Genomic DNA, 15,063 nt, shown 5'->3' with positions numbered 1-15,063 from the left:
ACTTTTTCATTACATTTGGTTGGTTTTGTTAGTTTAATAAATAGTTAGCAAGTATTTTTTAATTTTCGAACCAATTGCTGGGGAAGTACCACCTTCCTCAGCTACTTAAGATTACGAAATATTAGATTCTGAGTGTAATCATTATTTCATAAGCTTTACCCTCCTCCCTTCGATTTGAATTTTAATTTTATCGTCAGTCATTTTTATAATTTTTAACACTTTATCAAAAGTATCAAGTCGGGAAACGGATCCCCATAGCGTAATTTTTGAAAGACTAGGGTCTATATCGATATCTATATCATACCATCTTGCGACCTGTGTCAGCACTGTACCTAGAGGTTCATTATTAAACATAAACTCATCATTTGTCCAAGAGATACTTTCATCTATAGAGACTTGTTGCACACGAAGGTTTTCTCCATTGACCACTGCCTGTTCGCCTGGTGCAAGTACTTTCTCTTCCCCAGTGGGAACAGAAACTTTAACTTTACCTTCTTTTAAAGAAACTTTGGATTCTTTCTCATTTGGATAAGAATAGACATTGAAATGAGTTCCTAACACTTCTATTTTTTCCTTTGCAGTAATAACAATAAATGGTCTACCTTGCGATTTCGCTACTTCAAAGAAGGCTTCACCATCTAATTCCACTAAACGTTGCTGTTCTGTAAATTTATCGGGGTATTTTAGACTTGTAGATGCATTTAGCCATACTTTTGTACCATCCGACAACTGAATCTCATATTGCCCTCCCCGCGGAGTTGATAAGGTCATCATCTGTCTTTTATCCGTCGAGCTACCTAAGGCTACGGAACCATCATTATAGGTGATACTACTGCCTATAACTATTCCATTATGGCTTTGATCTAATCCTAAACTGCTCCCGTCAGAAAAATGAAGTGTTGCTTTGTTTCCACCAGGGTGCAGGTTTTCTGCTAATTTTGTAACATCAATATTGTTATTGTGATCTTTACTTTTGATGGTCCAAATACCAAATATTGCTAATCCAATGATACAAGCAGCAACTGTATACCATAGTGGTAACTTTTTATAACTTGTCGTTTTCTTTAAAGATGGTTTCTCAATTTTTGTCATGATATTAGAGAGTACTCGAGATTCTCTTTTTTCGATATCTTTGACGTGCACACTATAATATTCTAGTTCTTGACGCAAATGATCAGCATTTTCCAACTTTTCCACCATGATTCGTAAATCTGGATATTGCTGAAAAAGCATCCGAAGCTCTCTATCTGTAGTTGGATGAATATTCCCTTTCAAATATTCTTGCAATAGGATTAAGGTGTTGTCTATATGATGCTTCGTGTTTGCCATTATTCATTTTGATAATAGAAACACGAGTAACTTCACAATCTTACAGCATATTTGAGAAAAACACCTAAATATCTAAGAATGAGTTAAATAAAATATATATTTACTTTTGGCCAACAAAAGATAAAAAAGCAAAAAGTGCTAATGTATTTTTTGTCTTTAACAGGTGTCTAATTGTGTTAATTGCCCGAGAACGGTTAGTGTATACGGCGGAAGGACTCATTGCCAGTTCTTCTGCAATTTCCTCAACGGTCTTATCTTCTAGGAAGGTTAAATTAAAAACTTCTTTTTGTTTTTCAGGTAATTTTTCTACTTCTGTAAAAATAGCATGAACAAGTTCGGCATGTATCAAATTCGAAAAGGCATCCTTGTCATCAACTAAAAGATCTTCATAGTCTGATAAAGATTCATGAATACCTTTGGAACGTTTTGCCCGAATCGTGTTAAGACTTGCATTTTTAGCTGAAATATAAACAAATGCCCGAAGGTTTTCCATAGTGGGGAAATCCATCCGACGATCCCACACCTTAACAAATACATCAGCTACGATCTCTTCCGCAATATCTGCTTCTTTAATATACTTCAGTATAAAAAAGAATAATTGCTTATAAAATCGATGATAGATGGTAACAAATCCCGTTTGATCGTCTCCTTTCAAACTGTCTATCAATTGTGAATCTGTCATAAGGCAGTGTGAAATAATACTATTTTCTCAAAAAAACGAAAAGGCATCTATTTAAAGTGATACATAGGTTAGAGTCACTATTTTGGACTAAAATAGAAAAGACTTTTTAGAATAACAAGTTGTTAATAATTATTTAAAATACCGGCATCATACCGTTAACCGTGCAGAGGCATTATACTACCAATAAAATGTACAAACCTTTTAACCATTAAATCAATAATAAAATTGCAAGCTGTTCGAGGTCTACCAACAATTAGACAAATCATATTCAAAATCAAACTAGTATAAACTGAAAATTTTGAATTTTAAGTTCCGTTCACTATATATTAAATGATATCCGTTCACTATATATTAAATGATATATAAATAAAAAAAACTAAATTAGTATCCACAATGACATACACAACCAACATATTTCTCCAAAATTATGGAAGCATCATCCTACTTATTGTAGGTATCCTTGCAGGGAGTATCTTAGGAATATATTTACCTACTATAGTTCCATATATCAAGCCTATAGGTGATATTTTCCTGAACTTGTTATTTGTTGCTGTCATTCCTCTAGTTTTTTTTGCTATCTCATCATCTGTAGCTAATATTGAAGGAACAAACCAACTCGGCAAGATCATCGGGGCAATGACCGGCGTCTTTTTAATGGGTGTACTCATCTCTGCCTGTGCTACGATTGCCGTCCTTTATTTCTTTCCTCTTGACGCTCCCATAGTACCAAATGGTTCAGAACTTCTAGACAATAATCCTGATGACACCTGGAGTGATAAGATGGTTCGCTTTTTAACCGTTTCAGAGTTTGGTAAACTACTATCACGAGAGAATATGCTTGCTCTTGTGATTTTCTCATTTTTAGTGGGTATAGCTACGCGAAAATCAACTGCTGTTGCACAGCCATTCCTATCTTTCTTAAATGCTGGAAATGAAGTGATGAAAAATTTATTGATCTTAATCATGAAAATTTCACCGATCGGTTTAGGTGCTTATTTTGCTTATCAAGTCAGTAGTTTAGGACCACAGCTTTTTGGTTTCTATGCCAAACCTTTAGGGCTTTATTATTTATTTGGAACCTGTTATTTTTTTGTGGGTTTCACTGTCTTTGCATTTATTGCGAATGGCAAATATGGAATTACCTCTTATTGGAAAAATAATATTGTTCCCACGCTGACTGCATTAGGTTCTTGCAGTAGTTTGGCAACAATGCCTGCTAACTTACTGGCTGCAAAAAAAATTGGAGTTCCAGATACTATCGCTAATGTGGTCATTCCTTTGGGAACAACGCTACATAAACAAGGATCCAGTATATCTTCTATTTTTAAAATATACGTTGCATTTTTGTTAATAGGAAAAGATTTTTTTGATCCGATGACGCTCGTTATGTCCCTCGGAATTACTGTTCTAGTTAGTGTGGTAGCAGGAGGAATTCCTAATGGCGGATATATTGGAGAAATGTTAATGATCTCTGTGCTGGACCTTCCAATCGAAGCCGTTCCAGCCGTAATGATTATCGGAACGCTCGTTGATCCATTAGCGACCATATTAAATTCTACCGGAGACACTGTAGCAAGTATGCTCGTGACAAAATTTACCGGAAATAAATATCAGGTTGTTACAGCGGAGGTTTTAAAATCGTAATCCATAAAACAAGGATCCATATTGATGCGTACCATAAAGCATTTCTTTCGCTTCTCGTGATTGAAAGACATAGGATAATCCTAGGGTTGATCGACCACTTGCCAGCATAAATCCAACTTTATGGCTAGGCATGAATTTCTCAATCGTATATTGATCTCTGAATGTTTTATCATGTCCAATCCCGCCTTGAATAGTGGAATTATAGCCGTGATAATATAAGGATGGTATATAATAGAAAAATAATTCTCGATCGGTCTCCGTACTTTGAACATGTCCCTTAGTAAATGCAGAATGATAAAATGACCGTAAGCGCCCCCATCTGATAGGCAAACCAATATTTGCATTTACATGGTTCATTCCTAATGTTCCTGAACCTACACCCGAAATTTCGAAACTTCTGCCAGATGATCTATAGAACAGCCTTTGATACTTTAATCCTAGATCAACACCAAATGCATTTGGGATCTGTCCTTCCCAACCAGATACTTCATAAATATTGAATACCTGATGGATAATTTTTTGCACCTCCTTTCCTTTTGCAAGTGGTCCAACCTGCCCGAATTCAACTTTTAAACTTAATACCTGTTCCTGTCTATAATACTGATTCAATTCACCCGATAGGTATAGATAGGCTGCAAACGGTCTATCCCATTGTGATGATCTATTATTATACAAATTAACCCCGTTGTACATCTTTTGTCCAAGCTCAATATCCAACACACGATTTTTAACTTTCGAAATATCTGATTTTAAACCTAATCTATAGTTTATATTGATTCCATTTGTATAATAACGGTCCTGAGATGTTAATAAATAAACGTCATTATCATTTTGGAGAGCAATTTCACTTTTTAAAATTTTGCTTTGCGATAAAGCAAGTTGTAAAGGCAATATCCCTACGAGCAAACACACAATACGCAATACGATTATTTTCATTCGATCCAAATGATTGTAAAAATTAAGATATAAACTAAATTAAAGATATTTAATAAGATTAAATGTATGTTGCATAGAATGATTTAAACCTATTTTCAACGCATTATAAATTTATTTAGAAAGGTTATAAATAAACGATCCCGGTTGCAAATTTAGTTACTTCGCCAATCTATTCGTAATTTTGTATTCGATAAAGTGTTAATTTTTTTTAAAAATGAAACCATCATGAGCTTAAATCAGCTCATTAATAAAATGAATAACTGCTCATGATAGCTTCATGGCCTTTAAAACCGAGTGTTAGCGAGCTCAATAATACAAATAGAAAGCTGACGCTCATTTATTAAACAAATTATTCTAATGAAAAAAAGTTCCATTATTCTAATCGCCCTTATTGCTGTTGCAATTGCGATGATTCTTGTAATTTACACAGATTCAAGCACCTATTCAACTTTTACTGAAGCGAAAGAGAAAAAAACAGAACTCTATGTTGTAGGCGTACTTAATAAGGAAAAAGCATTGCATTATGATCCAAAAACTAATGCAAATCACTTTTCATTTTACATGTATGACAATGATAGTACAGAATGTCAAATTGTATTCAATGGTTCTAAACCTCAGGATATCGAACGATCTGAACAAATCGTATTAACAGGTAAAATGGATGGCAATGTATTTCATGCGTCAAAAATATTGATGAAATGTCCTTCGAAATATAACCAAGATAAATTCGAGGTTACAGAAACTAACGCTACAGCATTTAATAACTAAAATTCATAATCACCAAATAAATGGACGTAAACTACGTAGGCGAGAATCTATTGCCTGGAAAAATAGGTCAGTTTTTTATTGTTCTCTCATTCGGAGCAGCATTACTATCTTTCATTAGTTATTATTTTGCTACTACAAATAAAGAAGAGAAATCTTGGTTAAAAATTGCCCGGATTGCTTTTTGGACGAATGCCGCTTCAATCATTGCGATTGCTGCAACGCTTTTTTTCATTATTCATACTCATTTATTTGAATATCATTATGCTTACGCGCATAGTTCTAAATCATTGCCTACACATTACATCATCTCCAGTTTTTGGGAAGGTCAAGAGGGTAGTTTTTTACTCTGGATGTTCTGGCAAAGTGTATTAGGATCAGTTTTACTTTTTAAAGCTAAAGATTGGGAAGGCCCAGTTATGACATTCATTATGCTATGTCAAGTTTTTCTAGCCTCTATGATTATTGGAGTTCAAATCTTCGGGTTTCACCTCGGCAGTTCTCCATTTATTTTATTAAGAGAGGCAATGGATTGGCCAATTCTAAAACAAGGTGATTATTTATCATTAATTCCTGATGGTCGTGGATTAAACCCATTATTACAAAACTATTGGATGGTTATTCACCCCCCAACGCTATTTTTAGGTTTTGCTTCTATGGTTGTTCCCTTTGCTTATGCGGCGGCTGCTTTATGGACCAAACGTTATAAAGAGTGGATAACACCAGGATTACCATGGGCACTTTTTGCTGTCATGATATTGGGTGTAGGTATAATTATGGGATCATTTTGGGCATATGAGGCACTTAACTTTGGTGGCTTTTGGGCTTGGGATCCTGTAGAAAATGCATCTATTATTCCTTGGTTTACTTTAATTGCTGCGGTTCACGTAATGATCGCTTATAAAAACTCTGGGCATTCTTACTTTACAGCTACATTCTTGGCATTAATCAGTTTCATTCTTGTTATCTATGCTTCCTATTTAACAAGAAGTGGGATTCTTGGAGAAACATCTGTGCACTCATTTACTGATTTGGGATTAAATGTTCAACTTATTGCCTTTAATGCGACCTTCTTTATAATTATGGTTGTGGCGTTGGCTGTCCGTAAAAAACAAATGCCGACGACTCAAAAAGAAGAGGATATCTATTCAAGAGAATTTTGGTTGTTCATAGGCGCTTTGGTTCTAACTGTTGCCTGCGTTCAAATGATCTCTTCAACTTCAATTCCAGTCTTCAATGCTATTTTTGGAACCAAGGTTGCTCCACCTTTAGATCCGATCCAACATTATAACAAATGGCAGTCGGGATTTGCGGTCATTATTATGATTTTAACTTCAATCACGCAGTTCTTGAAGTATAAAAAAACAGATCCTAGAAAATTTTTCGCGTCCACCATCGCTTCTTTAATCGTAGCTATTGTATTAACTGCTGCAGTTTCTTACATCACGAAAACATACACAAATTTAATTTTCATCTTAATTACCTTCTCTTCTTTATTCTGTATTCTCGCGAATATTCGCGTATTAGCAGATGCCGTAAAAGGAAAATGGAAATTAGCGGGGTCAGCAATTGCGCATATTGGGTTTGGATTATTATTAATCGGAGCCATGATAGCGGCATCTACCAATGAAGTGATTTCAATCAATAATACGGGTTATATTGCTGTATCTGGATTTGACAAGGTTGAAAAACCTGGTGACAACCTGTTCTTAACAGAGGGTGAACCGGTGCAGATGGGTGAATACCGCATCACTTATATTGGTGATAGTGTAGCACAACCCAATGTGTTTTATAAGATAAAATATGAAGCAATCGATGAGGAAAGTGGAAAAGTAAAAAATTCGTTTGTACTTATGCCGTTTGCTCAGAATAATGAGAAAATGGGAGGCTTGATCGGTACTCCTGCGACAAAGCACTACTTCACACATGATATTTACACCCTAATAACTGCGGCGGCTTCGGACTTACAGGCGAAAAATGCAAATATCCCTGCCGATCAGAAAACAGGCTTTGAGGATTATGAAGAACCGGCAACTTATGAGGTCAATGTTGGTGACACTCTTCGTTATAGAAATGGTTTCTTTGTCATTGAAGGTATTAACAGAAATGCTCATTTAGAAAACATCCCTAAGGGAGAGAAAGATGTCATTGTAGGATTAAAAATCAAAGTTATCGCTTCTGATAAAAAAGAATACAACGTTGAACCGGTGTTCTTAATCAAAGATGGTACCTCATATGATTTTAATAAAGATGTAAATGAAGAAGGACTACGTTTCCGTTTTTCAAATATCTTGCCTAAAAAAGATAAATTAGAAGTTATGGTTTACCAAAAACCACTTCCAGAGAAAAAATGGATTGTATTTAAAGCGATTAAATTTCCATATATTAATTTCTTCTGGTGTGGTACTATTGTCATGACAATCGGATTTTTCATGTCTATTTTTAGAAGAAATAGTGAGGCAAAAAGATTAGATAAAAAACAAAGCTAATGAATATTGTCATCTTGGGAAGTGGAAATGTTGCAACACACTTTGCAAATAACTTCCATAACAAAGGTCACAAAATCTTGCAAATATTCAGTCAACAGAAGGTCAATGCTCAAGCATTGGCCTTTGCTGTAAATGCAGAGGCTATTTCTAAGGTATCAGAAATAAATAAAGAAGCTGATCTCTATATGATCGCAATTGCTGATCATGCTATTCCATCACTTATTGAAACCATACCTACAGCTATCTCCGGTGTTGTGGTGCACTGTTCTGGAGCTACAGATATACAAGTATTAAGTAAATTTCAGCATTATGGTGTAATATATCCTCCGCAGTCCATTTCTAAAAATGATCAATCCGACTTCAGTCTGATTCCATTTTGTATCGAAGGAAATAACTCCATAACATTTAATATTCTGATGAAGCTTATGGCTACTATAGCACCAAAATCTATCGCTTGTAGCTCAAGTCAAAGATTAGCTATTCATATAGCCTCAGTATTTGCGAATAATTTCACAAACGCGCTCTTTCAAATCAGTTATGATCTCTTACAGCAGCACGATTTACCGTTTGATATAATCAGGCCAATTATTCTTGAAACTGCACAAAAGGTACAATCTAAGCTACCTAGTCAAGTTCAGACCGGACCAGCTGTTAGAAATGACGAAATCACGATAAAAAAGCATTTAAATTTTATCAGCGAACATGATGATTGGAAACAAATCTATCAACTATTGTCACAAGAGATTGTAAAAAGAAAAAGCTAAATATCATTTCTTTACCAAGATTTTAAAACTTCTTCATAACGGCCATTAATTTTCTTTTACAACAAGTAACTTAGTACTTTTGCTTTGTATAAAATGAACATTGGTTCAATATTTGAAAGCATAGTAAACATTAAAATTGTAACAGTTCAATCGATTACATTTGATTGATATTTGATCAAATTTTTATTAAAGTAAGAGTCTAAATACTATTTAAATTATGACCGTTAGAAAATTAATTCTTGGCACCATGACTGTAATCAATTTGATTATAATCTCTTTTGGGCTTATTTTTACACCACAGTGGTTTTGGTTGTTAGTCATACCGATGCCTCTTTTATTTGTGGCGATATATCACAGTTTCCAACATAAACATGCAATTTTAAGAAACTATCCTTTAGTTGGATATTTCCGTTATTTCTTTGAATCCATTCGTCCAGAATTACGTCAATACTTTTGGGAGTCTGATACTGATGGACGTCCTTTTAATAGAAGACAACGTTCTATCGTTTATCAACGCGCTAAAAACCAACGGGAAACTGTTGCTTTCGGTATGCAGACAGATCCACAAACAGTCGGTAATGAATGGGCAGCTCACTCTGTCTTTCCTTGTCACATTGATAATCATGACTTACGTACTACTGTAGGGAATGCAGCTTGTAAACATCCTTATAGTTTAAGTGTTTTTAACATTTCTGCAATGAGTTATGGCGCATTGAGTAAAACAGCTATTACAGCATTAAATAAAGGTGCTCAATTACAAAATTTTGCACACAACACTGGAGAAGGTGGTATCAGTGACTATCATAACAGTGGTGGCGATTTGATCTGGCAGGTAGGTACGGGTTATTTTGGTTGTCGTACGCATGACGGTAAATTTGATGGTGAACTTTTTAGAGAAAAAACTTCACGTCCTAATATCAAGATGATTGAACTGAAAATATCACAAGGTGCTAAACCTGGCCATGGAGGTATACTACCTGCAGCCAAAAACACACCCGAAGTTGCTGCAATTCGCCACGTCATCCCAGGTACAGATGTCATGTCACCTCCTGCACACAGTGCATTCTCAAATCCAATTGAAATGATGGAATTCATTCATAGATTGAAAGAATTAAGTGACTTCAAACCTGTGGGATTCAAAATGTGTATCGGTGATAAACAAGAGTTTATTGAAATCTGTCGTGCAATGCAAACAACACAGATATTCCCGGATTTTATTGCTATTGATGGTTCCGAGGGTGGAACAGGTGCAGCGCCACTCGAATTTACAGATAATCTAGGAATGCCATTATATGATGCTTTAGCTTTTGTTACAAAAACTCTAATTGCTTTTGGTCTTAAAAGACATATCAAGCTCTTAGTTTCGAGTAGAATCGTCACTGGTTTTGATTTGTTAAAAGTAATTGCTCTCGGAGCAGATGCATGCTATAGTGCCAGAGGAATGATGTTTGCATTAGGTTGCATTCAAGCTTTGAAATGTAACGAAGATACTTGTCCTGTAGGAGTTGCAACACAACAGCCCCACTTGTATAAAGGATTAGATGTTAACGATAAATATGTACGTGTCGCACAATTCCATCGTAACACTTTACGTGCCACTGTAGAGATTATGGAAGCTTGTGGATTTAAAACTTTATCCGATGTCAGTGCCGATAAATTTTTCAGAAAAGTTGATGCTGTTAACACATTAAGTTTTCAAGACATCTATTTTGGAAGAGAAGGTCGTCTAATCGAAAGTCATACTGATTTTGAGGCAAAAATATTTTAATAATAAAGAAGGGCTTTTCATAAAAAAAAAGCCCTTCTTTATTATTTTCTCAAATTGCAGATAACTTGTTGAAGCGTTACTTGCGCCATATCAATTGTATCTGGAGATACCCCATCCAATGCTTCAGCAATAGTCTTATTAGCTTGTTGCATACCCATCTCTTTTAACTTACGGGCAGACTTAGTTAAATAAATCAAATTTGATCTACGATCATCTTTATCATTTACTCGGATAACTAAATTTAATTTCTCCAAATTATTAATTAAACGCGTAATACTTGGTTTATCTCTAAATGTTCTAATGGCCAACTCTTGTTGTGTAAGTCCCTCTTCTTGCCATAAATTGTACAAAATACTCCATTGCTCAGCCGTAATATTGATTCCCACATCTTTTAAATTACGCTGCATTCTACGCGATATGGCTGTAGTCGCTTTTCCAGTTAGAAAATCATAGAACTCTATCTTTCCAATTAAATCTTCATTAAGCATAATAATCAAAGTCTTTTTAGGTTATACTATATCGTACTTTTTAGCCAACGGATATTTATTTTCAAAAAAGATAAAATTAACTATAACTCGTTGGCCAAATAGGTTTATATTATAAATATAATGCTTTACATGGTATAACAAAAATTAAATTGTTTTTTTTTGTTATCTTCATGCTATGGAAAAGTTGATACCCCTATTAATTGCATTAGCAATCTTTGGTTTTAAGTCATATCAGAACTATATGAAAGAGCAAGAGGCTGCGTTAAAAAGAAGAAAGGCGAATGCCCCTATTCCTAGCAAAAGCAAAACAGAACCATCTGCATATCAACCCTCTCAGAAAGAAAAGAATGTGGTTACCCCACCACCTTTTTACTCAGAAAAAATAAAAGACACAAACGAAATTCAGCGATTTAAAAAAGAAAGAGAAGAGCAACGTTTAGCTTTGAATAAAAAAAATAAGTTAACTCAATCTTTACAAAAAGAACCTACAGTAACAGAGGATTTTGATTTAAGAAAGGCAGTCATAATGTCTATCATTCTTGATAGACCCTACAAATAATGCCATTAATCTATTGTGAAGCTATCTGCATCCTGTAAAAAAGGAAAAGATTTTCTTGCTTCATGAAGATCTTTGGGATGAATAGTAAATGTATACAGATCTTCATCTTCAGGTTTATAATAAACCACATCTCCTACGGGAGAAATACACATAGAACCACCTGAATAATAAATATCATTACCATCGTGACCTACACGATTAACACCAATAACAAAAGCTTGATTTTCTATAGCACGGGCTGGAATTAAGGTTCTCCAATGAGCAGAACGTTTATCTGGCCAGTTTGCAGTATATATCAATAAATCATAAGCGCCACCAATATTTCTTGACCATACCGGAAAGCGTATATCATAACAAATCATAGGACATATATTCCAACCTCTGATGTTTACAATAATACGTTCTCGTCCAGCTGTAAAATAGAGGTCTTCTTTTGCCATTGCAAACAAATGTCTTTTATCATATTTTACGTAAGTTCCATCTGGAGACATCCAGACAAAACGATTAAAGTATTTCCCGTCTTCTGTTATAATCAATGAACCTGCTATCACACAATTTAAACTTTGGGACATGTGGAACAGCCACTGCATGGTTTTACCATCACTTGGTTCTGCACACTTCTCTACATTATTTGTAAATCCGGTGTTGAACATTTCAGGCAAAATAATAAGATCCGTTTTTTCTCTTAAATTCGAGAGTTTAAGCGCGAGATTACTCAAGTTCTTATCGACATTTTCCCAAAAGATATATGCTTGAAAGATTGTTACTTTTAACGGTTCCATTGTAGTTGTTTCGTAAATTATGATGACCTAAGTCTACAAATTAAGAATTTTTTAAATAAATAAAGATTAAATAGACAATTAATAGCTATTACTATTGTTCCCTGATGAGGAGTTGAGTCGATAATGTTATTAACGTCTCTTTCTTGTGATTTGGTATATTAATCGCCGATAATCTTTCAAATGCACGTTGTGTATATGCATCTTTTAATTTGTCTGCATATTCTTTAATGTTATAGCTTTGGTATAGTGATAACATATCAAGCAATTTGTCTGGATTATCTTGGATTGTTGCGTTTAATAAATTCTGAAGCCTTGGAAGATCCTCTTCCTTTATAATTTCCATTAATTTGACCAACAGATAGGTCTTTTTATTAATTAGAATATCTCCTCCAATCTGTTTACCAAAAGTTTCAGGATTACCATAAGCATCTAGGACATCATCTTGAAGCTGGAAAGCTATTCCTATATATTCTCCAAATTCATAAATTAATTTTTGATCACTAAGATTTGCTTCGGCCAATATTGCCCCCATCTGTAGTGCACCTCCTAACAGTACTGAAGTTTTAAGCCTAATCATCTCAATATATTGATCCATACTAATTTTATCAGTATGTTCATAATCCATATCCAGTTGTTGGCCTTCACAGACTTGCATAGCAACTCTATTAAAAGTTTTAAGGAGATCTGCTATATAAAGCGGATTGCTATTAGCCAATTCATCATAAGCTTTTACTAATAATCCATCTCCTGAAAGGATAGCGACATTTAAATCCCATTTCTCATGAACGGTTGCTTTCCCTCTTCGTAGAGGTGCTTTATCCATAACGTCATCATGAACTAAAGAAAAGTTATGAAAATATTCGATCGATTTTGCAGCGGGTAAAGCATCTGTGATTTCCCCAATATCAAACATTTCAGCGGCAACTAATGTCAAGGCCGGTCTAATACGTTTACCACCTAAACTTAAAAAATAGCGAATTGGATCGTAAAGATTAGTCGGTTGATTCGGAAATTGACTGTTTTGAATCGAGTCAGAGATTAGTTTTTGTAAATGCTGCATAGTATCTAGTCATCTTCTCCTAATGATACGCGAAGATAACAATTATAAAAACAAACTTTTACTAAGTACCGTTGAAAACAGTTTAATTCATTTCAAATAGTATATATCTCCTACACCTACTTTCTTAGTGAGAAAAAGATAAAATATTTAAAGTTAATGAATCGTGAGCAGATAGATACCTTACCTAGGATCGATTATATTTGTTGTTACTGCACTGGAATTAAAATTGCACATAAAACAAATTTATCTAAGTTTGTAAAAAAGCAAGCATATATGCGCATTCTAATCATCCATACTTTTTATCAAGGGCCAGGAGGTGAAGACACCGTTTTCAAACAAGAAAGTGAATTACTCGCTATAGATCATGATGTGGAGACGCTTACCTTTCAAAATAAAAAAGGATGGAAAGGTGCTTTGCAAACACTTTTTTCTTTTTGGAATATTGCAGCGGCTTATCGCGTACGAAAGTGCATTAATAATTTTAAACCTCAGGTTGTCCATATTCATAATACACATTATGCAAGTGGTCCTATCATTGTAAGAACAATTCACAAATTGGGCGTTCCACTCATCATGACCTTGCACAACTTTCGTATTCTTTGCCCTTCTGCTATATTATATCATAATCAGCAGCTATTCCTTTCCAGTTTAAAAGAAAATTTTCCATGGACAGCCATTAAAAAGAAAGTACTAGACGGATCTACTGTCAAGACTTTTGTGCTTGCATTGAACTATTGGTTTCATAGACGAATTGGAACATGGAATATGGTAGATCGATATATAGCTTTATCAAGTTTTGCGAAAAAACTATTTATAGATTCAACCTTACATGTTCCTGCACAAAAATTTACGATCAAACCAAACTTTACCTTTCCTATTAAAGATACAATCGATGCTCAGGAAGACTATTTTATATATATCGGAAGACTTACAGAAGAAAAAGGTATCGTAAATCTATTGAAAGTATTTTCAAAAACAGATAGCAAGATCATCATTATAGGTGACGGACCTTTAAAACAAACAGTAGTCGATACTGCAAATCGTCATGCCAATATAAAATATATGGGTTTTAGAACCCGTGATGAAATACTGCCATTAGTTGAAAAAGCCGAAGCATTGCTCGTGCCCTCAGTATGGTTTGAGGGGATGCCAATGACGATCTTAGAGGCTTTCTCGGTCGGAACCCCAGTGATCGGCAGTGATATCGGGGCTTTAAGTGAATTAATTATCCCAGATAAGACAGGATTACTATTTAACCCACAAAGTGTGGATAATATGTTAAAAACTGTACAGCAATGGAAAAATTACAGTATTAAAGAAAAATATAACATTAGACAAACAACAAAAGAGTTCTATTTTAGTAATTTTACTCCAGAAGAGAATAAAAAGAAATTGCTTGAAATATATAATGAAGCAATTGAAGATAACATAAAACGATCTTAAAATGAGTATTATAATTTTAGATAAGTTAAATATTGCGCCAGCTATCCAGGAAGCATTAGAAACTGTTTATGATCCAGAATTAAAACCGGCAAATATTGTCGATTTAGGATTGGTATATGAAATCATAACCAAAGAAAATGGAACCGCTAAGATAGTGATGACATTAACTGCGCCAGGATGTCCAGTTGCTGGTCAGATCATGGATGAGGTACAAAGTAAGGTTGCTGCTGTACCTGGTGTTACAGAGGCTCTTGTTGAGCTAACATTCGATCCACCGTGGACAAGGGATATGATGAGCGAAGAAGCAAAATTAGAATTAGGCTTCTTGTAGTGGTAAAAAAGGGAATCTATAAT

The 15,063-nt window shown here is 34.7% G+C and carries 14 protein-coding genes; 8 read left to right on the top strand and 6 right to left on the bottom strand.

All coding sequences use genetic code 11. From position 1 onward, the window contains the following. Positions 1-141: 141 nt before the first annotated feature. Together EDF66_RS05730 and EDF66_RS05725 are read right to left on the bottom strand one after the other, a co-directional pair. Positions 142-1,329 carry a FecR family protein gene (locus EDF66_RS05730; RefSeq protein ID WP_132841187.1) on the bottom strand — a complete coding sequence of 396 codons (1,188 nt, stop codon included), beginning with the start codon at positions 1,327-1,329 and terminating at the stop codon, positions 142-144. Positions 1,330-1,429: 100 nt separating this feature from the next. After that, positions 1,430-2,011 carry an RNA polymerase sigma factor gene (locus EDF66_RS05725; RefSeq protein ID WP_132841186.1) on the bottom strand — a complete coding sequence of 194 codons (582 nt, stop codon included), beginning with the start codon at positions 2,009-2,011 and terminating at the stop codon, positions 1,430-1,432. A 393-nt stretch (positions 2,012-2,404) separates the two neighbouring features. On the opposite strand from EDF66_RS05725, the gene EDF66_RS05720 reads away from it, so the two are divergent. After that, positions 2,405-3,655 (top strand): dicarboxylate/amino acid:cation symporter, encoded by a 1,251-nt coding sequence (locus tag EDF66_RS05720; protein WP_132841184.1) that lies wholly within the window; start codon positions 2,405-2,407, stop codon positions 3,653-3,655. Here the strand turns inward: EDF66_RS05720 and EDF66_RS05715 are convergent. Next, positions 3,644-4,591 (bottom strand): lipid A deacylase LpxR family protein, encoded by a 948-nt coding sequence (locus tag EDF66_RS05715; protein ID WP_132841182.1) that lies wholly within the window; start codon positions 4,589-4,591, stop codon positions 3,644-3,646. The genes EDF66_RS05720 and EDF66_RS05715 overlap by 12 nt on opposite strands. Before the next feature lie 357 nt (positions 4,592-4,948). On the opposite strand from EDF66_RS05715, the gene EDF66_RS05710 reads away from it, so the two are divergent. From EDF66_RS05710 to EDF66_RS05695, 4 genes are all read left to right on the top strand, one after another. Further along, a complete protein-coding gene (locus EDF66_RS05710) occupies positions 4,949-5,359 on the top strand; it encodes a cytochrome c maturation protein CcmE (protein WP_132769103.1) in 411 nt (136 codons plus the stop codon). 20 nt (positions 5,360-5,379) lie between these two features. Next, on the top strand, positions 5,380-7,845 hold the full coding sequence (locus tag EDF66_RS05705) for a heme lyase CcmF/NrfE family subunit (protein ID WP_132841180.1): 2,466 nt from the start codon (positions 5,380-5,382) through the stop codon (positions 7,843-7,845). Continuing rightward, positions 7,845-8,609 (top strand): Rossmann-like and DUF2520 domain-containing protein, encoded by a 765-nt coding sequence (locus EDF66_RS05700; protein ID WP_132841179.1) that lies wholly within the window; start codon positions 7,845-7,847, stop codon positions 8,607-8,609. Before EDF66_RS05705 ends, EDF66_RS05700 begins: the two co-directional genes overlap by 1 nt. A gap of 217 nt (positions 8,610-8,826) precedes the next feature. Continuing rightward, positions 8,827-10,377, top strand: a complete 1,551-nt coding sequence (locus EDF66_RS05695) for an FMN-binding glutamate synthase family protein (protein WP_021190463.1) — start codon at positions 8,827-8,829, stop codon at positions 10,375-10,377. A gap of 41 nt (positions 10,378-10,418) precedes the next feature. Here the strand turns inward: EDF66_RS05695 and EDF66_RS05690 are convergent, their stop codons facing one another. Further along, entirely contained in the window at positions 10,419-10,865 is a 447-nt protein-coding gene (locus EDF66_RS05690) for a MarR family winged helix-turn-helix transcriptional regulator (protein ID WP_021190462.1), read from the bottom strand. Between the two features lie 241 nt (positions 10,866-11,106). On the opposite strand from EDF66_RS05690, the gene EDF66_RS05685 reads away from it, so the two are divergent. Continuing rightward, positions 11,107-11,424, top strand: a complete 318-nt coding sequence (locus EDF66_RS05685; protein ID WP_132841177.1) for a hypothetical protein — start codon at positions 11,107-11,109, stop codon at positions 11,422-11,424. A 5-nt stretch (positions 11,425-11,429) separates the two neighbouring features. Here EDF66_RS05685 and EDF66_RS05680 read toward each other — a convergent pair whose 3' ends face one another. Together EDF66_RS05680 and EDF66_RS05675 are read right to left on the bottom strand one after the other, a co-directional pair. Continuing rightward, positions 11,430-12,206 carry an amidohydrolase gene (locus tag EDF66_RS05680; RefSeq protein ID WP_021190460.1) on the bottom strand — a complete coding sequence of 259 codons (777 nt, stop codon included), beginning with the start codon at positions 12,204-12,206 and terminating at the stop codon, positions 11,430-11,432. Positions 12,207-12,297: 91 nt separating this feature from the next. Beyond that, a complete protein-coding gene (locus EDF66_RS05675; RefSeq protein ID WP_132841175.1) occupies positions 12,298-13,266 on the bottom strand; it encodes a polyprenyl synthetase family protein in 969 nt (322 codons plus the stop codon). A gap of 273 nt (positions 13,267-13,539) precedes the next feature. Between EDF66_RS05675 and EDF66_RS05670 the strand changes: the two genes are divergently transcribed. Both EDF66_RS05670 and EDF66_RS05665 read left to right on the top strand, forming a co-directional pair. After that, positions 13,540-14,709: a glycosyltransferase family 4 protein gene (locus EDF66_RS05670; RefSeq protein WP_165902375.1), complete on the top strand. Its 1,170-nt coding sequence runs from the start codon at positions 13,540-13,542 to the stop codon at positions 14,707-14,709. A gap of 1 nt (position 14,710) precedes the next feature. Then, positions 14,711-15,040, top strand: coding sequence for a metal-sulfur cluster assembly factor (locus EDF66_RS05665; protein ID WP_021190454.1), 330 nt, complete (start codon positions 14,711-14,713; stop codon positions 15,038-15,040). Positions 15,041-15,063: the final 23 nt, after the last annotated feature.

The organism is Sphingobacterium sp. JUb20, from assembly GCF_004342035.1.
In the GTDB taxonomy this organism is placed as follows: domain Bacteria; phylum Bacteroidota; class Bacteroidia; order Sphingobacteriales; family Sphingobacteriaceae; genus Sphingobacterium; species Sphingobacterium anhuiense.
This window is presented reverse-complemented; position numbering and strand designations above follow the sequence as displayed.